24 protein-coding genes and 1 riboswitch are annotated in these 26,442 nt (G+C 62.3%); of the genes, 19 read left to right on the top strand and 5 right to left on the bottom strand.

Translation table 11 applies throughout. The features are described 5' to 3' along the window. The first annotated feature begins 231 nt into the window (after window positions 1–231). From ACE3OA_RS13900 to glyA, 4 genes are read left to right on the top strand one after another with little or no spacing between them, the layout of a single operon-like run. Window positions 232–1,677 (top strand): surface carbohydrate biosynthesis protein, encoded by a 1,446-nt coding sequence (locus ACE3OA_RS13900; protein ID WP_374311634.1) that lies wholly within the window; start codon window positions 232–234, stop codon window positions 1,675–1,677. A 29-nt stretch (window positions 1,678–1,706) separates the two neighbouring features. Continuing rightward, window positions 1,707–3,959, top strand: coding sequence for a UDP-2,4-diacetamido-2,4,6-trideoxy-beta-L-altropyranose hydrolase (pseG, locus tag ACE3OA_RS13895; RefSeq protein ID WP_374311632.1), 2,253 nt, complete (start codon window positions 1,707–1,709; stop codon window positions 3,957–3,959). After that, the gene (gene pseI / locus ACE3OA_RS13890) at window positions 3,959–5,011 is read left to right on the top strand and encodes a pseudaminic acid synthase (protein WP_374311630.1); all 1,053 of its coding nucleotides are present in this window, start codon (window positions 3,959–3,961) and stop codon (window positions 5,009–5,011) included. The genes pseG and pseI overlap by 1 nt, the downstream gene beginning before the upstream one ends. 17 nt (window positions 5,012–5,028) lie before the next feature. Then, complete coding sequence (gene glyA, locus ACE3OA_RS13885) at window positions 5,029–6,375, top strand: serine hydroxymethyltransferase (RefSeq protein WP_374311628.1); 1,347 nt, start codon at window positions 5,029–5,031, stop codon at window positions 6,373–6,375. On the opposite strand, the gene ACE3OA_RS13880 is transcribed toward glyA, so the two are convergent. Further along, complete coding sequence (locus ACE3OA_RS13880) at window positions 6,372–6,827, bottom strand: MarR family winged helix-turn-helix transcriptional regulator (RefSeq protein WP_298686114.1); 456 nt, start codon at window positions 6,825–6,827, stop codon at window positions 6,372–6,374. The two genes, glyA and ACE3OA_RS13880, sit on opposite strands and share 4 nt — an antisense overlap. A gap of 158 nt (window positions 6,828–6,985) precedes the next feature. Next, window positions 6,986–8,011 (bottom strand): enoyl-CoA hydratase/isomerase family protein, encoded by a 1,026-nt coding sequence (locus ACE3OA_RS13875; RefSeq protein ID WP_374311626.1) that lies wholly within the window; start codon window positions 8,009–8,011, stop codon window positions 6,986–6,988. 96 nt (window positions 8,012–8,107) lie between these two features. Continuing rightward, window positions 8,108–8,187, top strand: a riboswitch (SAM riboswitch). A 174-nt stretch (window positions 8,188–8,361) separates the two neighbouring features. Here ACE3OA_RS13875 and ACE3OA_RS13870 point away from each other — a divergent pair. From ACE3OA_RS13870 to hemB, 5 genes are all read left to right on the top strand, one after another. Next, window positions 8,362–8,829 (top strand): OsmC family protein, encoded by a 468-nt coding sequence (locus ACE3OA_RS13870; protein WP_374311624.1) that lies wholly within the window; start codon window positions 8,362–8,364, stop codon window positions 8,827–8,829. 24 nt (window positions 8,830–8,853) lie between these two features. Further along, window positions 8,854–10,167 carry an O-acetylhomoserine aminocarboxypropyltransferase/cysteine synthase family protein gene (locus tag ACE3OA_RS13865; RefSeq protein ID WP_374311622.1) on the top strand — a complete coding sequence of 438 codons (1,314 nt, stop codon included), beginning with the start codon at window positions 8,854–8,856 and terminating at the stop codon, window positions 10,165–10,167. A gap of 123 nt (window positions 10,168–10,290) precedes the next feature. Continuing rightward, window positions 10,291–10,509: a hypothetical protein gene (locus tag ACE3OA_RS13860; protein WP_374311620.1), complete on the top strand. Its 219-nt coding sequence runs from the start codon at window positions 10,291–10,293 to the stop codon at window positions 10,507–10,509. Window positions 10,510–10,526: 17 nt separating this feature from the next. Continuing rightward, on the top strand, window positions 10,527–10,745 hold the full coding sequence (locus ACE3OA_RS13855; protein ID WP_374311618.1) for a hypothetical protein: 219 nt from the start codon (window positions 10,527–10,529) through the stop codon (window positions 10,743–10,745). Window positions 10,746–10,832: 87 nt separating this feature from the next. After that, the gene (hemB, locus tag ACE3OA_RS13850; RefSeq protein ID WP_374311617.1) at window positions 10,833–11,870 is read left to right on the top strand and encodes a porphobilinogen synthase; all 1,038 of its coding nucleotides are present in this window, start codon (window positions 10,833–10,835) and stop codon (window positions 11,868–11,870) included. Here the strand turns inward: hemB and ACE3OA_RS13845 are convergent. The 3 genes from ACE3OA_RS13845 to ACE3OA_RS13835 are packed head-to-tail and all read right to left on the bottom strand — an operon-like array spanning window position 11,853 to window position 14,805. Then, the gene (locus tag ACE3OA_RS13845) at window positions 11,853–12,824 is read right to left on the bottom strand and encodes a YheT family hydrolase (protein WP_374311615.1); all 972 of its coding nucleotides are present in this window, start codon (window positions 12,822–12,824) and stop codon (window positions 11,853–11,855) included. The two genes, hemB and ACE3OA_RS13845, sit on opposite strands and share 18 nt — an antisense overlap. Further along, a complete protein-coding gene (locus tag ACE3OA_RS13840; protein WP_374311613.1) occupies window positions 12,806–13,648 on the bottom strand; it encodes an alpha/beta fold hydrolase in 843 nt (280 codons plus the stop codon). Before ACE3OA_RS13840 ends, ACE3OA_RS13845 begins: the two co-directional genes overlap by 19 nt. Before the next feature lie 5 nt (window positions 13,649–13,653). Then, on the bottom strand, window positions 13,654–14,805 hold the full coding sequence (locus ACE3OA_RS13835; protein ID WP_374311611.1) for a type III PLP-dependent enzyme: 1,152 nt from the start codon (window positions 14,803–14,805) through the stop codon (window positions 13,654–13,656). 145 nt (window positions 14,806–14,950) lie between these two features. On the opposite strand from ACE3OA_RS13835, the gene ACE3OA_RS13830 reads away from it, so the two are divergent. The 10 genes from ACE3OA_RS13830 (at window position 14,951) to ACE3OA_RS13785 (ending at window position 26,427) form a co-directional block, all read left to right on the top strand. Continuing rightward, entirely contained in the window at window positions 14,951–16,123 is a 1,173-nt protein-coding gene (locus ACE3OA_RS13830; RefSeq protein WP_374311609.1) for a CaiB/BaiF CoA transferase family protein, read from the top strand. A gap of 41 nt (window positions 16,124–16,164) precedes the next feature. Beyond that, window positions 16,165–18,480, top strand: coding sequence for a penicillin acylase family protein (locus tag ACE3OA_RS13825; protein WP_374311607.1), 2,316 nt, complete (start codon window positions 16,165–16,167; stop codon window positions 18,478–18,480). A 125-nt stretch (window positions 18,481–18,605) separates the two neighbouring features. Continuing rightward, a complete protein-coding gene (gene motA / locus ACE3OA_RS13820) occupies window positions 18,606–19,466 on the top strand; it encodes a flagellar motor stator protein MotA (RefSeq protein ID WP_374311605.1) in 861 nt (286 codons plus the stop codon). 37 nt (window positions 19,467–19,503) lie between these two features. Then, entirely contained in the window at window positions 19,504–20,511 is a 1,008-nt protein-coding gene (motB, locus tag ACE3OA_RS13815) for a flagellar motor protein MotB (protein ID WP_374311603.1), read from the top strand. A 99-nt stretch (window positions 20,512–20,610) separates the two neighbouring features. Further along, window positions 20,611–21,147 (top strand): RDD family protein, encoded by a 537-nt coding sequence (locus tag ACE3OA_RS13810; protein ID WP_374311601.1) that lies wholly within the window; start codon window positions 20,611–20,613, stop codon window positions 21,145–21,147. Window positions 21,148–21,241: 94 nt separating this feature from the next. Further along, window positions 21,242–21,973 carry an arginyltransferase gene (locus ACE3OA_RS13805; RefSeq protein WP_374311599.1) on the top strand — a complete coding sequence of 244 codons (732 nt, stop codon included), beginning with the start codon at window positions 21,242–21,244 and terminating at the stop codon, window positions 21,971–21,973. 148 nt (window positions 21,974–22,121) lie between these two features. After that, window positions 22,122–23,234, top strand: a complete 1,113-nt coding sequence (locus tag ACE3OA_RS13800; RefSeq protein ID WP_374311597.1) for a TRAP transporter substrate-binding protein — start codon at window positions 22,122–22,124, stop codon at window positions 23,232–23,234. Between the two features lie 97 nt (window positions 23,235–23,331). Next, entirely contained in the window at window positions 23,332–23,958 is a 627-nt protein-coding gene (locus ACE3OA_RS13795) for a LysE family translocator (RefSeq protein WP_374311595.1), read from the top strand. Between the two features lie 178 nt (window positions 23,959–24,136). Beyond that, entirely contained in the window at window positions 24,137–24,742 is a 606-nt protein-coding gene (locus ACE3OA_RS13790) for a TRAP transporter small permease subunit (protein ID WP_374311594.1), read from the top strand. Beyond that, window positions 24,739–26,427 carry a TRAP transporter large permease subunit gene (locus ACE3OA_RS13785; protein WP_374311592.1) on the top strand — a complete coding sequence of 563 codons (1,689 nt, stop codon included), beginning with the start codon at window positions 24,739–24,741 and terminating at the stop codon, window positions 26,425–26,427. Before ACE3OA_RS13790 ends, ACE3OA_RS13785 begins: the two co-directional genes overlap by 4 nt. The last annotated feature ends 15 nt before the right edge of the window (window positions 26,428–26,442 follow it).

The raw sequence follows: 26,442 nt of genomic DNA, 5'->3' as shown, positions 1-26,442 counted from the left end.
CACCTTCTGGAACCGCCGCTCCTTCACCCAGGACGGCGCCGGCAAGGTCCCCGAGGGCTTCCGCTTCGCCAGCGACATCAACAGCCAGTGGCTCGATGCCGCGTCGCTCAAGAAGATGATCTGAGGATTTTTATCCCAATACCCAATTTCACCGGTCGCGAGCCATTAAGGATCATGTAGGATCGGCAGCGCGGCGTCGCCCGGTAGGGCAAGAATTCGGATGGAGTGAGTTTGACGCAGATTGGCTCAACAATGCGCGACCGGCCGGAAAATGCGGCCAAGCTGAAACGCATTCTTTATCTGCCCATGGAAATTGCCTCGCGCGAGCTTGATTCGCGCCTGCTGCTGGCTGCCCTCGCCCTGAAGCGCGGATTCGAGGTTATCCTTGGTCAGAAATGGCTGATCGAGCGGAACATCGACGCGATGCCGGCGGGCATCTACCTGTCCAAGACCTTGACCCAGCGCGACGCCAAATCCCTGCGCCAAGCCAAGGATCGCGGCTATCTGGTCGCCGCGATCGACGAGGAAATGCCGGGATTGGTAACGTCGCCAGATGAGCTGCGCTGGATTTCCGACGATGCCGTCGCTGCGACCGACCGCATCTTCATCAGCGGCGATCATAATACATCGTCCGTTCGTACGCGCTTTCCTCAATCGGCCGACCGCGTCATCAGCGCCCTCAACCCGCGTTGGGACCTGCTTCGGCCGGGCCTGCGGCATTTTTATGAACAGGAGGCCGCCGAAATCCGCGAGCGCTTCGGCTCCTTCATTCTGATCAATACCAATCTCGGGTTCACGAATTCCGAAAAGGGCTCGGCCGAAGAAATCATCGGCGAGCAGGAGCGCCTCGGCAAGCTCTCCATGGCAAATCCCAAGCATGTCGCCTACGTCAACGGCATCCTGGCAATGGAAGCTGCCAACCGTGAAGTGATCGTCAAGCTGATCGATGAGTTGCCGAAGCGGTTCCCCGACCGGCGTATCGTCCTGCGGCCACATCCGAGCGAGAGGCTCGATACATGGCGCACGCAGGTCGATGGTCATGCAGTGGTCGACGTGATCCGCGAAGGTCCTGCCATCCCGTGGATTCTTGCGGCCGATGTACTGGTGCACACCAATTGCACGACGGGTGTCGAAGCAGCAGCGCTGGACACCCCGGCCATTTGCGTCCTCCCGACCGAGACAACAATCAATGACCGATATCTTTCCAATCGGGTCAACCCGGTCGCCCACAATGTGGCCGAGACGTTGGATTTGATTGATGTGGCTGAGACCCTGCACGCCGGCGCGAGATTTTTCTCGGACGACATGCGCCAGGCATTCCGCCGATCCATGTCCTATGACGACAATATGTTGGGCGCCGAGCATGTGCTGGCGGAACTCGAACAGGCGGTAGTCGACGCCGGGATGCGGCTGAATGAGCCGGCAAGGCGCTGCCAATGGCGCCCGCGCCACGGCTATGCCTGGACCCTGGAGGACAAGAATGTGCGCGGCGCTCTCTTCCCGGGCCTTGATCGCGAGTTCGTGGTGAAGCGCATAGCCTCGATTGCCCGCACTCTCGGCATTGAACTGGCGACACAAGTTCACGAATGCGGCAGCAAAGTGATGCTGCTCAGTGCGCACCAGATGCCACTGGATGTCAGGATGCGCCGCTTCTTCTGCATGACACGCACGGCTTAACCCTGATGCCTCAACGGCCAGCCCATTCCATGAAGGGCAAACCCGTCACGGCAATCATTGTCCAGGCGCGGCTCGGCTCGACGCGCCTGCCTGGCAAGATCATGCAGGAAATTGGCGGACGCACAGTACTTGCACACGACATTGCGCGGCTCAAAGCGGTTCACGGCGTCGACCATGTCGTGATCGCCACGACCGACAAGGACAGCGACACACCGGTCGCAGAAGCAGCCCTCGCCTATGGCGCCCAGGTCTTCCGTGGCGACGAAGCGGATGTGCTGTCACGCTATCTCGGTGCCGCGCGCATGGTCGATGCCGACATTATCATGCGCGTAACCAGTGACTGCCCGCTGATCGACCCTGATCTCTGCGCGGCGGTTCTGAAGTTGCGCGCCGAGGCAAGTGCCGATTATGCCGCCAACAACATGCCGCGCCTGTTTCCCCACGGTCTCGACTGCGAGGCCTTTACGCGCGCTGCCCTGGAACGCGCGGCGGCGGAGGCCACCGACCCTTACGACCGCGAGCATGTCACGCCCTGGCTGCGGCGCGTGCCTGGCCTGCACCGGGTCAATCTCGTCGGGCCGGGGTGGCCCGCCAATCAACAGCGCTGGACGCTCGATTTCCCCGAGGACCTCGACTTCTTCAAGGCCCTCTTTGCCGAATTGCCGCAGAACCCCATCCCCTCCTGGCAGGAGGCTTTGTCCTTCATCGGCCAGCGGCCGTCTCTCTCCGACGCGAACGCGCGACACCGCGCGAAATCAACGATGGCGGGCGATAGGGAGGCGCCGATTGCTGTATTTCACTTCGCCGCAAATGCCACCATCGGCAGCGGTCATGCAATGCGCTGCAATACCCTGCAGTCGCGCTTGGAAGCGTTGGGCTGGCGCTGTCATTGGGCACTCGATGCCGTGAGCACTGATTTCCTGCGCAATACCATTCCGCCAGATGCCCTCATCGCACTCAGCGCTGCAGATTCACTGGGCCGGGCGCAGGAAATAGCGGCGGCGATCGGCCATTGCGACGTGCTGGTGATCGATCACTATGATGTGGCACAGGAATTCGCGACCGCCATGCGCGCCCATGCCCGCCAGATCGTTTACCTCGACGATCTCGCCAACCGGGCCATGGATGCGGATCTGATCGTCAATCCGACTCCGGGATTCTCGGCCGACGACTACGCCAAGCTGAATGCGCGACCTGCTCGCTGCCTGCTTGGTCCCGATGCGGCGCTGCTGCGGCAGCAATTCGCGGCACGGCGCGCACGGATGCCTGCGCCGGATCACCCGCTGCAACGGATCCTGGTCGCGTTCGGCGGTGTCGATCCGCTGAATGGCACCGGCCTGGCACTCGAGATTCTGGCGCGCCGACCGCAATACCAGATCGATGTCGTGCTGGGCGCCGCCGCGCCGCATCTTGCTGCGGTGAAGGCGCAGGTCGCAGCGCAGCCTGAGCAATTTCGACTGTTGACTGATGTTGCCGACATGGCCGGGACGATGGCCGTGGCCGACCTCGTGATCGGCGCGCCGGGGATTTCCACCTGGGAACGCGGTTGCCTTGGCCTGCCTTCCCTGCTTGTCGGTATCGCCGAGAACCAGCGCGCCAATGCCGCGATCGTGGAATCGGCCGGCGCTGGTATCGTCGCCGGGTTCCTCACGGACGAGGATCGGGCAAGTGTCGGCCAGCGTCTGGCCGACGCACTCGATGGCCTGGCCGCTGCACCTGCACGCCGGCGTGAAATGGCCTTGGCTGCGGCCGGTTTATGCGATGGCCGTGGCACGCAGCGGGTTGTCGTGGCCCTCCTCCCGCCACTGCCGATCAAATCCGGCCAATCACTTCGATTGCGTCCCATGGAAGCGGCGGACGAAGCCCTGTTGCTCGATTGGCAGCGCGCGCCGGAAACGCGCCGCTATGCGCTGACGCCGCACATACCCACGGCGGAGGAACACCATGCCTGGTTCGGCCGGAAGCTCGCGGCCGATCAGGACTGGTTGCTGCTGGGCGAAGTCGACGGAACGCCGGTGGGTTATGTCCGGCTCGACTGGATGGGCGAGGACAAGGGGCGCCCGCAATATCTCATGTCGATTGCCGCCGCCCCAGGATTTTACGGCCAGGGCATCGGCAGCGCGCTTCTGTCCGGTGCGCGGCAGCTTGCGCCAGGCGCCCATTTCTATGCAAAGGTGCTGGCCGAGAATACCGCCTCGGTGGCATTGTTCGAGCGAGCAAATTACCAGCTGGCGGCCGATGGCTATTTTCACGCCCATCCCGCCCAGCGCAAGGAGGCCTAATGCAGCGCGTTACCATCGCCGGTCGCGAGATCGGGCGGGATCGACCGCCCTATGTCATTGCCGAGCTGTCGGCCAATCATAATGGCAGCCTGGAGCATGCCAAGAACATCATGCGCGCCGCCAAGAAGGCCGGCGCCGATGCCCTGAAATTGCAGAGCTACCGCGCCGACACCATCACCATCGACCATGACGGACCGGATTTCCGGGTGAAGGGTGGATTGTGGAATGACGCGCGCCTGTTCGATCTTTACAAGGAAGCGGCGATGCCCTGGGAATGGCATGAGCCGCTCTTTGCCCTGGGGCGCGAGCTCGGTATTTGCGTCTTCAGTTCGCCTTTCGACCATACGGCTGTCGACATGCTGGAACAGCTTGGCGCACCCGCCTACAAGATCGCCTCGCTGGAACTGTGCGACATCCCGCTCATCCAATATGTCGCCCGCACTGGCAAGCCGATGATCATGTCGACCGGCGCCTCGGAACTGGGTGAGATCGCCGATGCGGTTGTCGCTGCTCGCGAAGCTGGCTGCAAGGAACTCATCCTCCTCAAATGCACCAGTGGCTATCCGACGCCGCCCGCCGAGAGCCATCTGCGCACCATCCCGCATCTGGCCGAGATGTTCGATTGCGTGGTCGGCCTTTCAGATCACACCCTGGGCACGGCGGTTCCGGTGGCAGCGACGGCGATTGGTTCCGCGCTGGTCGAGAAGCATTTTACCCTGGCACGTGCCGATGGCGGCGTCGATTCAGCCTTCAGCCTGGAACCAGCGGAGCTGACCCAGATGATCGAGGCGATCAATGTCGGATGGCTGGCGATGGGATCGGTTCACTACGGCCCCACCGCTTCGGAGGCCGGCATCCGCCCGTTGCGCCGTTCGCTTTACATCGTCAAGGATGTAAAGGCCGGCGATGTGATCGGTTCGGAACATGTGCGTTCGATCCGACCGGGCAAAGGCCTGGCGCCCAAGCATATGCCGGAAGTGATCGGTCGACGTGCCGCGCGCGATCTGAAGCGCGGCACTGCCGTCGATTGGACCATGCTGGCCGCCAACTGACGCAAAGGGGATCGACCATGCCGGACACCAGCTCATCATCCTCGAACTGGCTGCCGGCGAATGTCGCCGCGTTCATCGAGCGCCATGCGGCGCGCTACGATGCCATGCGGCTCGACGATCTCGATCGCGAATTGAATCGCCTGGTTGGCGCCCATGAACGTCTGGTCGACCGCGACAGCATCAACCTCTATGCCGGTACCAACATTACCAACCCCAGGGTCTCGGCGTTGCTCGGCTCAACCCTCGGCAGCCGGCCGAACCTCGGCCATCCAGGCGCCAAATACAATAAGGGCATGGTTCATGCCGAGCAGTTGGAGATCATGCTCTCCACGCTCCTCAAGAAGCTTTTCAAAGCACGCTTCGTCGAGCATCGGGTCGGCAGCGGATCGCTCGCCAATCTCTATACCTATATGGCGACCTGCAAGCCGGGCGATGCCATCATGGCCTTCTCGGACGCGGCGGCCGGGCATCCGACACATCGCGAAATCGGCGCCGCTGGGCTCTACGGCCTGAAGGTCCACGACGTGCCGTTCGACGTCGCGCGCATGGACATCGACGCCGACGGCTTGCGCCAGGCTGCCAAGCGTATCGGCCCGAAGCTGATCATCGTTGCTGGCAGCATGTGCCTCTTCCCCTACAATCTCGCGGCGGTCCGTGCAGTCGCCGATGAGGTCGGCGCCTTTGTACTCTACGACGCAGCGCATATGGGCGGGCTCATCGCGGGCGGGCAATTTCAGCAGCCGCTCGTCGAAGGCGCCGATCTGATGACCGGCTCGACCTACAAATCCTTCGGCGGGCCACCTTCGGGCATGATCCTCACCAATTCGGCGGAACTGGCCGAGCGGCTGGACCGCATCGCCTTCCCCGGCCTCACCGCCAATTTTGATTTGAGCCGAACGGCCGCCATGATCGTCGCCGTCATGGATCTGCTGGAGTTCGGGCCGGCCTATGCCGCAGCCTGCATCGCCAATGCGCAGAGTTTGGCGGCAGCAATGGACAGGCACGGGATCGCCGTTTTCAGGCCCTCGGGACGCGAGCCGTTCACGGCGTCGCAGCATGTGGCGCTGAACGCCATCCCCTATGGCGGCGGCAATGCGGCAAGTGCCCGGATCGAGCCCGCCAACATTCTTTTCACCAGCATCGGCCTGCCGCTGCCGCCGGTTACGGGCGACGCCAACGGCATTCGGATCGGGACGCAGGAAATCACCCGCTGGGGGTTCGAGCCGGCAGACATGGAGAGAATCGCGGAACTGACCGCGCGGGTGCTCGTGAAAAAAGAGGATGCCGCGCACGTTCGCCCGGACGTGATGGCCTTACGCCATCAGTTCCAGGATCTTCACTTCATCCGCAAAGGTGCCGCTTAGCGCGGGGCGTAGTCCATTGAGGCAGCCCAGAAACGCTCCAGACGACGGAGGGTCAGATTGACCCCGTCGAGTTCGCCTTCCTTGAACGTCTCGGTGTTCAGCGCCTGCAGGTGCTTGTCGTACATGTCGTGCATCTTCTGGACGACCGCGAGGGCCTTCTCGGAGAGGCGGACATGGACGGCGCGCCGGTCATGCGGCGAGCGCTCCTGGATGAGATAGCCGTTTTCGACCATCTTCTTGACGTTATAGGAAACGTTGGACCCGAGGTAATAGCCCCGGTTGGTAAGTTCGCCGACCGACAGCACGTCGCTGCCGATGTTGAACAGGATCATGGCCTGGACGTTGTTAAGGTCCCGGATGCCCTGTCGGTCGAGATCTGCCTTGATCACTTCAAGACACTCACGATGCAGGCGCTCAACCAGCGCGATCGTTTCCAAATAAGCTTTTTTCACCGCTAATCCCCAATAGCGCAGCGCGCCCCTAATGGTCGCGAGTCGGTCTCAAGCTAGCTACCCATCGTAAAGCAATGGTTAATCCCGCGCCAGCCTGCTAACGGCCAAAGCCAACATTTTCCCGGTGATCCGGGTGCTTAGGCCGCCCGGCACCCCCTTCAGCGGGTCGGCGGGGCCCAATCCTTAACGCCCGGAACCGGTGCAAAATAAGCGTCGACCGAGTCCGCTTTGACCCCCGCAAGGTCGGCCGGCTGCCATTTCGGCGCCCCGTCCTTGTCAATGAGCTGGGCGCGGACCCCTTCAAAGAAGTCCGGGGCCGCCATGAAATGCTGCACCAGACGAAACTCTGTCTTGAGGATCTCTGCCAGGTCCTGGCCGCGGGCGCGGCTGATATGGGCATAGGTGACACGGAGGCTGGTCGGCGAGAAGTGATTCAGCGCCTTCAGTGTGTCGACCGCCCAGGCATCGCGCCTGGCGCCGAGGACCGTCATGATCTCGTCCAGGGTCTTGAGGCCGAACACCGCCTCGATGTTCGGCATCATTTCGTCGATCCCGGCCTTGTCGACGCGCAGATTGAGTTCTTCCAGGTTGTCGATCGAGATTTCTCCGACGCGGTTACTGGCGACGAAATTCTTGGCAAGTCCGGCGCGGACGACGCCGGGACCACGCAGAGCCAGTCCGATCAATGCAAGCGCGAGGGCCAATGCCGGCTTGGCGCGGTTCAGGAAGTGGCCGGCGCCGACATCTGGAAACAGCCCGATGCGGCATTCCGGCATGGCAAAAAGCGTCTTATGGGTCACCACGGGATGCGAGCAATTGAGCGCGATCCCCGCCCCGCCGCCCATCACGATGCCGTCCATGACTGCGATGATCGGCTTGCGATAGGTCGAGAGGCGATAATTGAGCGTGTATTCGCGGCGGTAGAAATCCTCGAGCAGGCCGAGATCGCCCCGCTGCTTGGCGGCATGGACCGCCTTCACGTCACCGCCGGCGCAGAACGCCTTGTCGCCGGCACCGGTGATGATGATGGCCTTGATATCGGCGCGCATTTCCCAGGCGGCCAGCTGCGCCGTGATCGCGTCGATCATGTCGAGCGTCAGCGCGTTCAAGGCCTGCGGCCGGTTGAGCACGATGCGGCCATGGCCATTCTCGATGGAAAAGAGGACGTCTTGAAAGGAACTCATGAATCCTGGGCCGCTCGGGTTGCAATCGGGCAGGTTTCATCGGCTATGTGGCGGGCGGCGTCAAGCCGGCTTGACACCATGCGCCCAAGCGCCCATTCTCCGCCCCGCGCCGATTTGAAGCTCAGCTTGCGGGCGCGTTAAAAATGCAGCTAAAGCGCGGTTTTGGAAAGAAAACCGGTTTTGGCTGCCCGCCCGTTGAAAGACGCGGCGGGTTTTGTCGTTTTGGGCCTGGTCCACCAGCAACGGACCCGCGGGATTTGAGGGGCAGCTTGCACCGCGTCACCAAGAGCTAAAGCGCTTCGATGCCTTGGCCCCGGGCAGATTTTTTTGCCTTTCGGAGGGCTTTCGCGATGACGACTGATACAGATACCACCATTCACCGGCTGCAGGATGAGATCCGTCGCGATCCCGCCCGCGCCCAAATCACTCTGAAGGCCCGCGCCGGGACCACGACGGAGATAGCAAGGCCAGAGGTCGACCATGTGCAAAGGGTGCTTGAGGCCCTGGCCGGCAGCCTTGCCGCCACTTACCGCCGCTTCGCCGCAGCTTTGGATATTCCGCTGACCGAGGTCGAAATCAGGGTCGAAGCTGGACTCGACCTCAATGGCCTTGCCGCCGCGGCCGAGGGTGTGCGGGCCGGTCCCGGTTCGATCCGCGCCGAAGCACGCCTCACCAGCCCCGCTGATATCTATGCCCTGGAGCGCCTTCGCATCACGGTCGAGCGGCACGATCCGATCCTTGACCTGCTACGCCAGGCCACGCCCACCCGCCTTGAGATTTCCATAAACCTACGCGACAATAATTCACTTGCCGCCTGATATATCACACTTCGGAGAAGTAAAATGACTGCCAGCAAGCATCCAGAAACGATTGTCCTCCATGCCGGTCATCGGCGCGACAGTGCTACCAATTCCGTCGCCGTGCCGATCTATCAGACGACGTCCTATCAGTTTGATGACACGTCGCACGCAGCCGACCTCTTCGGACTGAAGCGCTTCGGCAACATCTATACGCGCATCATGAACCCGACCACAGCGGTGCTCGAAGAGCGCCTCGCAGCGCTCGAAGGCGGCGTCGCGGCCCTTGCAGTGGCGTCCGGCCAGGCGGCATCGGCCATGGCCATCCAGAACATCGCCAAGGCCGGCGACAATATCGTTTCCTCGACCGATCTTTATGGCGGCACCTGGAATCTCTTCGCCAACACGCTGAAGGACCAGGGCATCGACGTCCGCTTCGTCGATCCGAAGGACCCGGAAGCCTTCGCCAAGGCGACCGATGACAAGACCCGCGCCTATTACGCCGAAACGCTGCCCAATCCGAAGCTGCGCGTCTTCCCGATCAAGGAAGTGGCCGATATCGGCCGCAAGCTCGGCGTGCCGCTGATCATGGACAACACCGCAGCACCGATCCTCAGCCGGCCCTTCGACCACGGTGCCGCGATCGTCGTCTATTCGACCACGAAGTTCATTGGCGGCCACGGCACCTCGATCGGCGGCGCCATCATCGACGGCGGCAATTTCGATTGGGAAGCCAACGCCGCGCGCTTCCCCGGCCTCAACCAGCCGGATCCCAGCTATCATGGCGCCGTCTGGACCCAGGCAGTGAAGCCCTTGGGCCCGATCGCCTATATCATCAAAGCGCGCGTCACCCTGCTGCGTGACCTCGGCGCCGCGATGAGCCCTTTCAACGCCTTCCTGTTCATCCAGGGCCTCGAGACGCTGCCCCTGCGCATGCGTGAGCATGTGAAGAACGCCCAGGCCGTAGCCGATTACCTCAACAGCCACCCGGCCGTGACCAAGGTCATCTATCCGGGTCTTGCCACGGGCGAAGACAAGCGCCGCGCCGATGCCTATCTCAAGGGTGGTTACGGTGCCCTGCTCGGCTTCGAGATCAAAGGCGGACTGGAAGCCGGCCGCCGCTTCATCGACTCCCTGAAGCTGCTTTATCATGTGGCCAATATCGGCGACGCCCGCAGCCTCGCCATCCACCCAGCCTCGACCACCCATTCACAGCTCTCGCCGGAGGAACAACTCTCCAGCGGCGTTTCGGATTCCTACGTGCGCCTTTCCATCGGCCTGGAGCATATCGACGACATCCTCGCCGACATCACCCAGGCATTGGATGCCGCCAGCGGCACGGCCAAGGCGGCGGAATAAAGTATCGATGCGGCCCTGGACCGGCCCTCTTGCCGGTCCAGGCATTTACATGGGCCAACCGAATAGACTCGCTACTTGCCAGCTTTGTGGCCTATATGCGCGATCAACCCATGGGGTCCGATCATGCGTTACGACATATATCGCCGCGACAACCTGATGCTGGTGTTCGAATCCGGCAAGCAACCGACCGAAATGAACCTCGCCAGCTGGAAACGGCTGCATATCGGGGTAAACGAGCAGGTCCTGGCCAATGGGACGAAGCCCATCAGCCAGATTGACCGGGAAATCTCGCAGAATGGTATGACGACCGTGCCGATCAAGCACGTCGCCCGCCAGACTTGACCGGCGGAGGAACGAACATGCTCTACGACATTTATCGGCGGAGCGCCGAATATATGGTCTTTCCCGCATCGACCCCGCCCGCCGGATTCGATGCCCGCAAGGACAAATGGAAGATCCAGAAGGAAGCCGCGCCTGAGCGGCTGATTGTGGCCCTTGGCAAGCCGATGGCACAGATTCAGGCCGATATCGCCAAGACCGGCTTTTCCCTGATCCGCGACCGGCTCCAGCGCAGCTAGCTGGCTGCCAAGTCTGCGGCGTGTCGTCCATTGCGCTCGGGGCTGGGGCGTTGTATCCGACGGTATCCCCTAGCGACCGAGCCAGCCATGACCGAGCAGAGCCATAACAGCCACGCCAAGCGCCAGCCATTTGGCCAATTTCCACGCATCCGCCTGCGCCGCAATCGGCAAGAAGACTGGTCGCGCCGGCTGGTGGCCGAGAACGCCCTTTCGGTCAACGATCTGATCTGGCCGGTTTTCGTCAAGGAAGGCGGTCCGGCAAAAGAGGCCGTCCCATCGATGCCGGGTGTCGACCGGCTGACCATTCCGGCCCTCCTCAAGGCCGCCGAGAAGGCGGCCAAGCTCGGCATCCCGGCCCTCGCCCTTTTCCCGGTGGTCCCGCGCGAGAAGAAGTCGCCCGGTGCCGAGGAAGCCTTTCGCGCCGACAATCTGTGCAATCGCGCCGTCAAGGCGCTGAAGAAGGCCGTGCCGGAGATCGGCATCATCTGCGACGTGGCACTCGATCCCTACACCGATCACGGCCATGACGGGCTGATGAAGCACGACGTCATCCTGAATGATGAGACAATCGAGGTGCTGATCCGCCAGACCCTGGCCCAGGCCGAAGCCGGCGTCGATATCGCCGCTCCCTCCGACATGATGGACGGCCGCATCGGACGCCTCCGCGATGCGCTTGATGCCGCGGGCTTCCAGCGGGTGAAGCTGATGTCTTATGCCGCCAAATATGCGAGCGGCTTTTACGGCCCCTTCCGCGATGCTGTCGGCTCCAAATCGTCGCTCGGCAAGGGCGACAAGCGCACCTACCAGATGGATAGCGGCAACGGTGACGAAGCCTTGCGCGAATGCGCGCTGGATGTCGCCGAAGGCGCCGACATGCTGATGGTGAAGCCGGGCCTGCCCTATCTCGACATCGTCTGGCGCGTGAAGGAAGCATTCAAGATGCCGACCTTCGCCTATCAGGTCTCCGGCGAATACGCGATGATCAAGGCGGCGGCACAAAACGGCTGGCTCGACAATGACCGCGTCGTCCTGGAAAGCCTGCTCAGCTTCAAGCGCGCCGGTGCCGATGGCGTGCTCACCTATTCGGCCATCGAAGTCGCCGAACGGCTAGTGAAGCAGCGCTAGGAAGCGCAGCAGCGCCATGTCGTACCAGGGCCGGTCGAGGCCCTGGCCATGGAAACCCACATGCCCGCCAGAGGTTGGCAGCTTGAGCTGCAGGTAGGGATTGTCGTCCCAGCGAACCTCGCCATAGCAGTTCACCGGAATCCAGGGATCGTCCGAAGCATGGATGACCAGGGTCGGCACGCGCACGCCACCCAGTCGCGGTGACGCCGAGCTTTCGGCATAATATTCCTCGGCGTCGCGAAAGCCGTTCTCGGGCGCCACGATGCGATTGTCGTATTCGGTGATGGTGCGGATATCCTTGGCGGTCAGGCCGCGCTCCTTGCGCATCCCCTCGATGAGATGGGCGTGATAGAGGCGGTTGCGCTTCGAGGTGAGGCAATGCGCCGTGGCGCGGAGATCGATAGGTGCCGAGATGCTGACGGCGGCCAGGAGGTCTGCGTTGGTCCCGGCTTCGCCGAGATATTTCAGCAGCACGTTGCCACCCAGGGAATAACCGACGGCGACAACGCCATATCGCTTCAGCTTCGGCTCGAGATCCGCAATGACCGAGGCGATATCCTCGCTGCGTCCGGCATGGTAGGTGCCCTTGGCAAAGTCGCGGCCCGGCCCGGCCCCCCGCAGATTGAGGCGCATGACCGGATATCCCGCCTCAAGCAGATGGCCGGCGCTGACGCGGACATAGTAGCTGTCCTCGCTGCCGGAGAGGCCGTGAATGAGGAGAATGAGGGGTCTCCGGCCAGGATGGGCCGGCCGGTGCAGCTTGGCGATGAGGCGGTCGCCGCTGCCGTCATGACAGGTGAAAATGTGGCCTTCGCCGGGCCAGCGATCGAGAACGTCTTTGGGCGGGCGCAGCCAGTTGCGCAAGGTCTGCAGGTCGCCGCCACGCCACAGCCGCAAGGGGCGGAAGGGCGGCAGTTCAAGCGTCGGCAGCATCCTCAGTTCGCCGTCAGCCATTCCTTCACGACGTCTATCTGGTCTTGCGCCATCAGCGCCGGTGCATGCCCCATGCCCGGCCAGGTCACCAATTTCGCGCAAGGCCCGCGCCGGGTCATCTCCTCGGCCGTTTGCGGCAGCAACAGGTCCGAATCCGCCCCACGCAAGACCAATGTCGGCACGTTGATCCGGTCCCATATCGCCCACAAATCCCAATCCTGCACTGCCGTTTTTACGTTGACGGCGATGGCCGGATCATAGGCGAGACCAAAAGTGCCATCCTCGCGCCGGCGGTGACCATAGGCCACGATATGCTGCCATTGCGCTTCCGTGAGCGGACCGAAGGGGGCCAGCACTTTCTTGAGATGGGTCTGGATCGCGGTCAGTGAAGAGAAGCGATTGTCGAGGCCGACATAGTCGGCGATGCGCAACAAGGCGGCCTTCGGCACGAAAGGACCAACATCGTTGATGACCAGGCGGCGGATCGGCGTGCCGGCTTGCGCCGCCAGCGTCATACCGATGAGGCCGCCCATCGACGTGCCGACCCAGTCGAGTTCGGCCACGTCCAGGCGCGCGATCAGCCCGCTCATATCGGCACAATATTGCGGGTAGCCATAGTGGGCGGGATCCCGCAACCATGCGCTGCTGCCGCGCCCGACGATATCGGGGCAGATCACACGCGCTTCCTTGGCTAGTTCCGCCGCCAAGGCATCGAAGTCGCGCCCGTTGCGCGTGAGGCCGTGGCAGCAGATGATCACCCGGGATGCAGCCGGGTCACCCCACTCGGTATAGGAGATGCGATGAAAACCGGCCGGGCTCAGCCCCAGGAACGATTTCTGCCGCATCTGCATCAGCGGACCGACCCGATCGGGCGGTCGTGGACGATGACCAGCGTTTCCGGCGTGAAGCCATTGAAATGTGTCGCCAACGCATTCGAATAGGCCCCGACCCGGTCGATCTCGATCCAGTCGCCTTCGTCGATATCGGAGGGCAAAGAGAAGCTGCAGGGCAGCACGTCCAAAGAATCACAGGTCGGGCCATTGAGCGTGAAATCCATCGGTGCGCCGGTCAGCGCCCCCGACAGGCGATGGGCGCGCGCCGGTAAATGCAGGCCGGCATCGACCGTTTCCGACAGCGAGCCGTAGATGCCATCATTGATATAGAGCTGGTTGTCCTTGCGCAGTTGCACCTGCGTCACCAACGAGACCGCATGGGCGACCAGGGCCCGGCCGGGCTCGCACATCAGCACGCAGTCGCGGCGCAGCTTCAGTTTCTTCACGCCCTCTTCGATCTCATGGATGAAATCCTCGAAGGGTGGCATGTTGGTGCCGAGATATTCAGCGGGGAAGCCACCGCCGACGTCGAGCCCAACGATGTCAACCTTGGCCTTTTCCAGAATCTCGCCGGCGATCTTCAGCGCCTCGGCATAGGCGCCCGGAACCAGGCATTGCGAGCCGACATGGAAGGCGAGACCCACGCGACAGCCACGGGACGCGGCATCGCGCAGGATCGCCGCGGCGTCATCGGGCTCGGCCCCGAATTTCGCCGCCAGGTGATAGAGCGCACCATCGACCGGCGGCGTCTTGAAGCGGACATAGATGGTCAGCCCCTCGGCGCCACCCGTCTCCGCGAGGATCTTGTTGAGCTCCGAGAGATGGTCGACGACATAGGTGTCGATCTCATAGACCTTGGCGGCGGTGCCGATGACGGCGCGGCCCTTGACCGGATGCATGAAATAGCAGGCGGCGTCGCGAAAGCTTTCGCGGATCTGGGCGATCTCCGGCAGCGAGGCCGTATCAAAATGCCGGATGCCGGCACGGTGCAGGGCACGCAGAACTTCCGCATGGGGATTGCACTTCACCGCGTAAAGCACGCGGCCCGGAAACTGCTCCAGAAAGCGATTGGCCGCCTGGCCGATGATCTCGGGCCGCAGACAATAGACCGGATAGCTGGGCTTCAGCGCCTCGATCATGCTCCGTACGCTGTCGAATTCCTTGGCCATACCAACTCCCCGAGGCTTCCTGCAGGACTTTTCTGGCTTCTAGCCCATAGCCCCGCTGTTGTCACCCGCCCCCCGGATCAGCTATCTAAATGCCTAACTAACAAGTCATATTAATGACACGGGCCAAGAACAGGGGAATGGAAATATGCCGCAGCGTGGCGCTAGCCAGGGTCCAGCCAGTGGACCGCTGGCCGGAATTGTCGTGGTTGACCTGACGCGTGTGCTGGCGGGCCCCTTTTGCACCATGCTGCTGTCCGATCTCGGCGCCCGGGTGATCAAGGTGGAGAATCCCAAAGGCGGCGACGATTCCCGCGCCTACGGCCCCTTTATCAACGGTAAATCGGGCTACTTCATCGCCCAGAACCGCGGCAAGGAATCGATCGCCCTCGACCTCAAGCAGGAGGCGGACAGGGCCATCCTCCATCGCCTCCTGAAGCGCGCCGATGTGCTCATCGAGAATTTCCGGCCGGGCACGATGGCGCGTCTGGGCTTTGGCCCGGAGGCGTTGAAGCAGCTCTATCCCCAGCTCATCTTCGCCTCGACCTCCGGTTTCGGCCAGACCGGCCCTTATGCCGACCGACCCGCCTATGACATCATTGCCCAGGCCATGGGTGGCATCATGAGCATCACCGGTCATGAAGGCGGCGAACCGACGCGGGTCGGCGCTTCGATCGGTGATCTGGGCGCCGGGCTCTTTACGGCGCTCGGCATCGTCTCGGCACTCCATCATCGCAACCGGTCCGGCGAGGGCATCACGGTCGATGTCGCCATGCTGGACAGCCAGCTGGCACTGCTGGAGAACGCCATCGCGCGCTATTATTCGAGCGGCAAGGCGCCCAAGCCGATGGGGGCAAGGCACCCTTCGATCGCCCCTTTCGAGGCCTATCGCACCGGCGACGGATATGTCGTCATCGCCTGCGGCAACGACCCGCTCTTCCGCACTTTCTGCGGGGTCATCGAACACCCGCATCTGGCGGATGATCCGCGCTTTGCCACCAATGCCAAACGTTCCGAAAATGTGGTGCAGCTGAAGGAAGCGCTGGAAAGCTTCCTGACCGGAAAGACCACCGCGCACTGGCTGGATCTGTTCAACCGCACCGGCATTCCGTCGGCCCCGATCAATGACGTGGCGCAGGCGATCCATGATCCGCAGGTGCAGCACCGCCAGGTCGTATTGCCCGTAGCCGATGAAAGCGTCGCTCCCTTATGCGTCGCCGGCTCACCCATCAAGTTCTCCGGCTTTCCTGCGGCGACCGGCCGCCCGGCGGCACCCGATCTCGATCAGGACCGTGCGCGAATCCTCGCCGATTTCCCGTGAAGCCGCTAAGCTGCCCACATAAGACGATTTAGGAAGTCATCATGCCCAAAGGGCTTCGCTGGAGCCTGCGCATTCTTGCCGGCGCCTTGATTCTTGTTGCCATCGTCGGCGCGGGCGGCTTCTTCTGGCTGCGCAGCAGCCTGCCGCTGACGGATGGTGCTGTCGAACTGGAAGGCCTCGGTGCCGAGGTCTCCGTGACCCGCGATGAACGCGGCGTGCCGACAATTCACGCGCAATCATCGGCCGATGCCTATTTCGCCCTCGGCTTCGTTCATGCCCAGGACCGCCTGTTCCAGATGGATGCCATGCGGCGCCTCGGCGCCGGCCGCCTGTCGGAAGTGCTGGGCGCCGATACGCTGGAAACGGATCGGCTGATGCGCACCCTTGGCCTCTATCGCTCGGCCGAAGATCAGGTGCGCGCCGCAAGCCCGGCACTCAAGGCGGCACTGGAAGCCTATGCCGCGGGAGTCAACGCGTTCATCGCCGCGCCTGGCGGCGCGTGGCCACCGGAATTCTATCTGCTGAACTACCGGCCGGAACCCTGGCAGCCGGCGGATTCCCTGGTCTGGGGCCGGCTGATGGCCCTCGATCTATCCAATAACTGGCAAGCGGAAACCAGCAACCGGTCGATGAAGCGCGGAGTTCCCGACTATCTCTTTGACCTGCTGGTGACATCCCCCTCACCGAGCCGCGCGCAAGGCGATGACGGCGCACCCGCCTGGCGCCAGCCCCTCAGCGAAGCCTCGAATAGCTGGGTCGTGGGGCCGCTGAAGAGCGGCAGCGGCAAGCCGCTTATCGCCAATGACCCGCATCTCGGCCTTGCCCTGCCCTCTACCTGGTACCTGGCGCGGATCGAGGCGCCGGAAATGACCCTGACAGGCGCCACGGCACCCGGCCTGCCCTTCGTCATGATCGGCACCAACGGCGATGTCGCCTGGACCTTCACCACGACGCATGGCGACACCCAGGATCTGTTCGAGGAGAAACTCGTCACCGGTCACCCCGGTCAATACGAGACGCCGGAGGGACCCAAACCATTCGAGACGCGGCAGGAGAAGATCGGCGTCAAAGGTGCAAGCGAGGTCGAGATCACCGTGCGCAGCACGCGCCACGGCCCGGTCGTCTCGGACCTCGGCGGCGATCCGGGGACGCCGGACACGGTGTTGGCGCTGAGCTGGACTGCCTTGCTTCCCAACGACCGTACGCCGGAGAGCATCCTCGCCATCAACAAGGCGCGCGATGCCGCAGCACTCGAAGTGGCTCTGGTCGATTTCCATGCACCGGAACAGAATGTCGTCTATGCGGATAAGGACGGCATTACCGGCTTTATCGCCGCCGGCCGCGTGCCGGAACGCCGCGCGATCTTTGAGGGTAGCCGCCTGCCGGCGCCAGGCTGGTCCGGCGAATATGACTGGCTGGGAACTTTGCCCATGTCGTCCCTGCCCCAATTGCGCGGCGACAGCGGCGACTTCCTTGTCACCGCCAACAACGATATCCGCCCGCTGGGCTATCGTCCCTTCATTACCGCCGACTGGCCCGACGATGCGCGTGCCAAGCGGATACGGACGCTGCTCGGTGCCGACGGGCCGCAATCGATCGACCGGCTGAAGGCGATCCAACTCGACACCCATTCGGCACCGGTGCTCGCCTTCGTGCGTCATTGGCAGGAAATTGCCGCTAAGGCCGATCCCGAACTCGGCACAATACTGTCCGCCTGGGACGGATCGATGAAACGGGACAGCGCCGCCGCGCTCATCGCCACCATCTGGATCGATCGGACGGCTCGGCGCCTCCTCGCCGACGACATGCGGGGGCATTTCAGCGATTGGTGGTTCTGGCAGATCGACCGCCTGGAACTGGTTCTGGCCGATGGCCGCGCCTGCGACAATGTCGAAAGCCCGGACAAGGAAAGCTGCGCCGACATTCTGGCCGAGGCCCTTGCCGATACGCGCAAGGACCTCGGCACGGCCTTCGGCGCCGATCCTGCGAAATGGCATTGGGGCAGCAGTCACAGGGCGCCGTTCAAGCATCCGGTCTACAGCCAAATTCCGCTCGTGCGCGACTGGCTCGCGGCCGATCTGCCGACCGATGGCGATTTCTTCTCCGTCAACCGCGGCACCGCGTTGCCGCCACGCCAAGGCGTCACGCTGTCCCATGTGCACGGACCGAGCCTGCGCTTCCTGATGGACTTCATGGCCCCCGATGACGCCCTTTTTGCCTTGGCGGGCGGGCAATCGGGGAATCCGTTGTCACCCCATTTTGCCGACGGCCTTGCCGATTGGCGCGATGGCCGGTACCGGCCGATCACGGGCGGCGGTGTCGAGCAGCTGATCCTTCAGCCACTTTCTGCGCCCTGATACAACCAACCGCTTTAGAGGCGAATTGAACCTCAATTCAAGCTCTTGCCCCGACTCCTAAACCAAGTATTAACTAAAAGCGGCGATCTTGAGGCGGAATCAAGAGGGGCGGGTTTCGGCATTCCATGCTGGTCATCGTAGGTATCGTCGTTGTCTTCGGCTGCGTGTTTGGCGCCTACGCGGTGCATGGTGGCCATCTTGGGGTGCTGTGGCAGCCCTCGGAATTCGTCATCATTCTGGGCGCTGCGATCGGCGCCCTGATCATTTCCAGCACCAAAACCGGGCTGAAAGCGGTCGGCGCGGCCTTCAAACGCGCCCTCAAAGGACCGCATTACAAAAAAGCTGATTACGTGGAGCTGCTCTCGGTCCTTTACCAGCTGTTCCGGCTGGCCAAGACCAAGGGCATGCTGGCGCTCGAGCAGCATGTGGAAAAACCGGACGAAAGCACCCTCTTCGCCCAGTTTCCGAAATTCCAGCACGACCACCACGCGGTCGAGTTCCTGTGCGATTATCTGCGCATGATGACCCTGGGAACAGAGAACCCGAACGAAGTCGAAACGCTGATCGATGCGGAACTGGAAACGCATCACGCCGAACTTCATGTCGGCAGCCACGCCATCCAGAACACGGCGGACGCCATGCCGGCACTGGGTATCGTCGCCGCCGTGCTCGGCGTCATTCACACCATGGGCTCCATCACCGAACCGCCCGAAATCCTCGGCCATCTGATCGGCGCTGCGCTGGTAGGCACGTTCTTCGGTATCTTGATGTCATACGGTGTGTTTGCACCGATCGCGAACTCGGTCGTTGCGACCGATACGGCTGATGGCAAATACTTCCAATGCATCAAAGCGGGACTGCTGGCCCATATGCAGGGCTACCCGCCCGCCGTTTCGGTCGAATTCGCCCGCAAGGTGTTATGGTCGACGGAACGGCCCAGTTTCTACGAAGTCGAACAGGCGGTCAGCGCCCTGCCGGCGCCGTAACCTGTCGATTAGTGCCACGCGCTGAAAGGTCTGCCTGATGGCGGATGAAAGACCAATCATCATCAAGCGTATCAAGAAGTCGGGCGGCGGCCATCATGGCGGCGCCTGGAAGGTGGCCTATGCTGACTTCGTGACCGCGATGATGGCGTTCTTTCTGCTGCTGTGGCTGCTCGGCAATACGACGGACGAGCAGAAGAAGGCGATCGGCAACTATTTCAGCCCCACCCTTTCCGTATCAGATGCAGCCACCACCGTGGCCGTGATGGACGGCCAGACGCAGGTCATGGAGACCACGAGCGGCGGCGCCGCCGCCGAGGTCGATGTCGAGGAAGATGGCACCGGCCAGACCGGTGATGGGACAGGCGCAAGCGATCAGGAAGCGCCCGTCGCCGCCGCCCAAGGCGAGAAGCCGATCGATGCCCAGGAAGCGGAAGCGGCCCTCAAGGCGGAAGAAACCAAGAAATTCGAGGAAGTAAAGAAACAGATCCAGCAGGTGATTGCACAGACGCCCGACCTTTCCGGCCTGCAGGACAATCTCAAGATCGACCAGACACCGGAAGGCCTGCGCATCCAACTCCTCGACAAGGAGAAGGAATCGATGTTCGCCTCCGGCAGTGCCCAAATGGCCGATAAGAGCCGGCAACTGCTGGCCCTGGTCGCGCAGGCGGTCAAAGGCATGCCAAACAAACTCGCTATCTCCGGCCATACCGATGCAGCGCCGTTTGTCGGCGCTGAAGGGCGCACGAACTGGGAATTGTCCTCGGATCGCGCCAATGCGGCGCGGCGGGTGCTGGTCGAGAACGGCATCGATCCAAGCCATGTCAGCAATGTCGTCGGCCGTGCCGATACGGATCCCTTCGTCAAAGAGAATCCCAACGACCCGCAAAACCGCCGCATCTCGATCGTCCTCCTCAGCGAGGTACACCTCAATCCCGGCGAAGGTGCTGCCGCCCAGCCGGCAACGCCACCGACGCCTGCCGAGCCGGCCGGACCCCCGGCCGAAATCGTCCCACCGGCAGCGACCGAACCTGGCTCCGGCGGCTGACATTCGCGTGAGAATGCGGAGAGCGGTTGCTCCCGCCCCTTGCGTCCTGCCCCGCAAAGCCACATATCGCTGGCAGTTCAGCGATAGAATGGCCCTGCCGTGACCGAGCGAAAACTCCCCTCCATTCCTTTGGCACGCCTGGAAACGGGCCGCGAACGGCCGTCGGAGGACGCCTATGCGCCCGGTTTCGGCCCAGGCGTGGACCTCAGCGACCCGGGGCTCTATGAAGGCATTCTGCTGCGCCGGACCTGCGCTGCCTTGCTCGATTTCTTCATCGTGTCGGTGATCTCGACGGTGCTGTGGCTGGCCAATTGCGCGGCCACGATCGGCACTTTGGGACTGGTATCGCTGCCGGCCTTCATTCTCGCCCCGGTGGTCATCCACATTCTGCTTTGCACCTACCTTCTCGGCGGGCCTTCGGGGGCAAGTTTCGGCATGCGGGCTTGCGGTATCCGGGTGGTCAACCTGGAGGGGCGGCGCATCGACCATGTGCAGGCCTTCCTCACCACGGCCCTGTTCTTTGCGACGGTGCCGATTTTCCTGCCGATCCTAGCCCTGGGATTCTTTACGGAACGGTCCCGCCTGCTGCACGATTTCGTGGTCGGTACAGTCGTCATTCGCACGGATCCGGCCTGAGCGTCCCAAGTTCCCAGCCAGAGTCCCCGGCCAGAGTCCGCGGGCAGTGTCCCCAAAGCTGGTAACGCTACCGGGATTGGCTTAAAATGGTCCAATGAGCGTCCAGAGCCGCAGTTTTCCGATCAGCTTCATGGTGACCACCGAGGTCCCATGTCCCTATCTGCCTGATCGGATGGAACGCAAGATCATCACCGAACTGTCCGGCGGTCAGGCGACGGAACTGTTCGAGCTGCTGTCGCGTGCCGGCTTTCGTCGCAGCCATTCGATCGCTTATCGGCCGGCCTGTGCCGGATGCCAGGCTTGCGTCCCGGTGCGGATCGATGTCGCCAACTTCCACCCGTCCCGCTCGCTGCGCCGGGTTCTCGCCCGCAACGCCGATCTGGTGTCGGAGATTCGACCGGCACACCCCACCCAGGAGCAATACCAGCTCTTCAGCCGCTATCTGGACCTACGCCACAATGACGGGGAAATGGTCGGCATGGGCCCGCAGGATTATGCCAGCATGATCGCCGACAGCCCGATCGACACGCGCATGATCGAGTTCCGCGATACCGAGCGCAATCTGATCGCTGCCTGCCTGACCGACTGGAGCTCGGACGGCATTTCTGCCGTCTACAGCTTCTTTGCCGCCGATCAAGCCCGCAACAGCCTGGGCAGCTTTGTCGTCCTGCGCCTGATTGAACTCGCCCGCCAGACCGGCCTGCCCTACCTCTATCTCGGCTATTGGGTCAAAGACAGCCAGAAGATGGACTACAAACGGCGCTACCAGCCCCTGGAGGGCTATGGCCCAGATGGCTGGAAGCCCCTGTTGCCGGTGGATTGCTGAACTCTCCGCTTTAACGGATTGAGGCCGCTTTCCTTGCCCATTGTGACCTGATAGTTTCCGGCCCGAGAATGACCAGCGGGCTGGCGCCGTGTCCCCCGATTTCGGGACCCGCGCCGCGCCAAAATTGACCAGATCGAGGATTGCTTGCATGCGACGTCGTCGCTTTCTGACCGGTGCCTTAACGGCTGGTGCCGCGGGCGCTGCCACCTTGGGCGGTGCGTTTCCCAAACCCGCCATCGCCCAGGACCGGATCGAGTGGAAGATGGTCACGGCCTGGCCAAAGGGCCTGCCCGGCCTCGGTTCCAGCGCCGAACGCCTTGCTGAACGCATCAACCAGCTTTCCGGCGGTCGCCTGACAGTAAAGGTCTATGCCGGCGGCGAACTGGTTTCGCCCCTGCAGGGCTTCGCGGCGGTATCCCAGGGTACCGCCGAAATGGCGCATGACTTCTCGCTCTACCACATCGGCCAGATGCCGGCGGCGGGCTTCTTCAGCGCCGTCCCCTTCGGCCTCATCCCGACCGAATTCAACGGCTGGATCAATTTCGCCGGCGGCCAGGAATTGTGGGACGAGCTCTATGATGCCGCAGGCGTCAAACCCTTCCTGGCCGGCAATACCGGCGTGCAGATGGGCGGCTGGTTCCTCAAGGAAGTGAACAGCGTCGCTGACCTGAAGGGCCGTAAATTCAGCATTCCGGGCTATGGCGGCGAGGCCCTGAAGAAACTCGGTGTCGACGTCATGCCGATGGCCAGCGGCGAGCTTTTCGCCAAGCTGCAGGATGGCGCCATCGACGGTGCCGAATGGGTCGGCCCCTACAATGACCTGTCGCTCGGCCTCTACAAGATCACCAAGTTCTACTATTGGCCGGGCTTCCAGGAACCGGGCACCGGTCTCGAATGCATCGTCAACAAGAGCAAGTTCTCTGCCCTGCCTGACGATCTCAAGCAGATCGTCGCCGCGGCCTGCATGGCGGAGAATGGCCTGACAGCAGCGGAATATAGCGGCCGCAGCCCGGCCGCCCTGGCGACGCTGGTCAACGAACATGACGTGCAGTTGAAGAAGTTCTCGCGGGACGTTCTCATCGCCTTCGGCAATGCCTCAAGCGAAGTTGTCAAAAGCGTCCTCGATAGCGGCGATGACGTCACCAAACGGATCGTGGCCTCCTATCTCAAATACCGGAAGACCACGCTGAACTGGACCCGCGTCAGCGAGGGCGGCTATCTGGCCGCGCGCGATCTTGGTTTTGACTATCCGACCGGATAGTTCTTTATTTTCCAATCAGATAGCCGAACAGTATAAAAGCTGGACGTGGTTTATGGCCTGTGGCTTGCTTCTTCCCTGAACAGAGGGGAGATCGAGAATGGCCTGGGAAACGTGGCTTGCATTCGCTGCGGCATCGGCACTGCTGATGGTGATTCCTGGGCCGACCATTCTGCTCGTCATCTCCTATGCCCTCGGCCAGGGCTGGCGTGCCGCGTTGCCCATGGCGGTCGGCGTGGCTTTGGGTGACTTCACCGCTATGACCCTGTCGATGTTGGGCCTTGGCGCCTTGCTCGCCGCCTCGGCGACGATCTTCACGATCCTCAAATGGGCTGGCGCCGCCTATATGATCTGGCTAGGGATCAAGCTTTGGCGCGCCGGCGGCTCTTTGAATGCCAAGCCGCGGGACGATGGCGCCAGCACGATGCGGATGCTGGGCCACGCCTGGATCGTCACCGCTCTCAACCCCAAAAGCATCATCTTCTTCGTCGCCTTCCTGCCCCAATTCCTCGATCCGCATGCCGACTTCCTGACCCAAATGGCCGTTTTCGAAACCACCTTTCTAATCCTCGCCTTTGCCAACGCCTTCGGCTACGCCCTCATCGCCTCGCGTGCCCGGGCGGCGATCCGGAATGAGCGCGTCGTGGGCACGGCGAATAAACTGGGTGGTTCCCTGCTGATCGGTGCCGGCATCCTGACCGCTACCGCGAGGGCCGGCCAAGGCTGAACGGACCGACGGACGGGGTCCGATCAAAGATGACCATGGGATATACCTCCTGACCCCAGACTAAAGTCGGGTTTAGCGCCAGATCAGGAATGATTGCGTCCCATCAAGGCTTTAGATAGCTTGCGGTGAGGCTGAAAAAGACTCCGCCGAAATGGCGGCTGACTGGGAGGATGAGGGGATGCAGGCACTGCTTGCGGCCTGCCGCGGCATTGACGCGGTCACGGCCTTTATTGGGCGCCAAGTGAAATGGTTGATCCTGGCGGCGATTATCGTCAGCACGGTCAATGCCATCATCCGCAAGGCCTTCGACAGCAGCTCAAACGCCTGGCTCGAATTGCAATGGTACTTGTTCGGTGCCGTTTTCATGCTGGCGGCCGCATATACGCTGCAGCGCAACGCCCATATCCGCATCGACGTCATTTCCAGTCACCTCAAGAAGCGGACGCGCGACTGGATCGACCTTTTCTGCCACATCGTCTTCCTGATGCCTTTCGTCTCGATGATGATCTGGCTCTGCTGGCCCTTCTTCCTTGAGTCCTACCAATCCCAGGAAATGTCGATGAACTCGGGCGGCCTCATTATCTGGCCAGCGAAGTTGATCATTCTGGTGGGGTTCGTCCTGCTTTTCGCCCAAGGCATTTCGGAAATCGTGAAACGTATCGCCATTCTGGCCGGAATCATGGCCGACCCGGACGACCATGGCAGCATGCAGACGACGGTCACCACCGAACTGGCGGCATCCGGCATGGATAATCCGTATGGCGGCAAGGAGGGCGACCGATGATCGAGCTGATCGCCCACAACCTCGCGCCGATCATGTTCGCGGCGCTGGTCCTGTTCCTGGTGTCCGGCTATCCGGTCGCCTTTGCCCTGGCTGCCAACGGCCTGTTCTTTTTCTTCATCGGCGTCGAACTGGCACCGCTGTCGGGTGGCGAGATCACGTTGTCCTGGCCCCTGTTGCAGACCTCGCCCGGACGCCTGCTCGGCGTCATGAACAATGAAACCCTCCTGGCCATTCCGTTCTTCACATTCATGGGAATTGTGCTCGAAAAATCGGGCATGGCCGAAGATCTGCTCGATACGGTCGGGCAACTCTTCGGTCCGATCCGCGGTGGTCTGGCCTATGCTGTCGTTCTTGTCGGCGCCGTGCTCGCAGCGACGACGGGCGTTGTAGCAGCCTCCGTCATGGCGATGGGCCTCATCTCTCTGCCGATCATGCTGCGCTACGGATATGACAGGTCGCTGGCAACCGGCGTCATCGCTGCATCCGGTACATTGGCGCAGATCATCCCCCCGTCTCTCGTCCTCATCGTCCTGGCCGACCAGCTTGGCCGCTCTGTCGGCGACATGTATGCGGGTGCAATCGTTCCTGGCCTGATGCTGACAGCGATCTACTGTCTCTATGTCTTCGTCATCACCATTATCCGGCCAAAAGCCGCCCCTGCCCTGCCGACTGCAGCCCGAACGCTGGGCAGCGGTGCCACGTCGCTACTTGTCGTAAGCCTTGTCGGCGTCGCCATCGCCTATGGTGTCGATCGCGCTTTGGCGGAGACAGTTCCGAACGGGGCCGGCATTTGGGGTGCGACCATAGGCGCGCTCATCATCTACGCCCTTGCCGTTGTCAACAAATCGCTCAAGCTCAACTTCCTGTCCAGGCTGGCGCAGGAAGTCGTCATCACGCTGACCCCACCGCTGGCACTGATTTTCCTTGTCCTGGGCACGATCTTCCTTGGCATCGCCACACCGACTGAAGGCGGAGCCATGGGTGCCGCCGGCGCGTTGATCATGGCCTTGGCAAAGCGTCGCATTTCGTGGGGTTCATTGCGCGAAGCGCTCGATTCAACCACGCGGCTGTCCTGTTTCGTGCTCTTCATCCTGATCGGCGCCCGCGTTTTCTCGCTGACCTTCTACGGCGTCAACGGGCATGTGTGGGTTGAAGAGTTGATGTCGAGCTTGCCAGGTGGCCAGTGGGGCTTCCTCATTGCAGTCAACATTCTGGTCTTCATCCTAGGTTGCTTCATCGACTTCTTCGAGATCGCATTCATCATCATTCCGCTGCTGGCGCCGGTTGCTGCCAAATTGGGTATCGACCTGATCTGGTTCGGTGTGCTGCTCGGCGTCAACATGCAGACCAGCTTCCTCACACCACCCTTCGGCTTCGCCCTGTTCTACATGCGATCCGTGGCACCGGTCGGTAACTGGCTGGACAAGGTAACCGGCAAGACGCTCGCCGGGGTGAAGACGACCGAAATCTATCGCGGCGCAATCGGCTTCATCCTGCTGCAGCTGATCATGGTCGCCGCCGTCATGCTGGTGCCGAAGTTGGTGACGCATTACCAGGATGAAATTTCGACGGTAGACCCGAGCAAGATCGAGATCACCCTGCCGGGTGGCGAGGGGCTGGAGGGTGGCAGCGAACTTGAACAGCTTCCCAGCCTCGACTTGTCGGAGCCGCCGACAATGGAGTAGCCCAGAAAAAAGGCC

Source organism: Dongia sp. (assembly GCF_041906375.1).
GTDB lineage: Bacteria > Pseudomonadota > Alphaproteobacteria > Dongiales > Dongiaceae > Dongia.
Note: the sequence above shows the minus strand (reverse complement) of the source record. Positions and strands in the feature narration are given on the sequence as shown.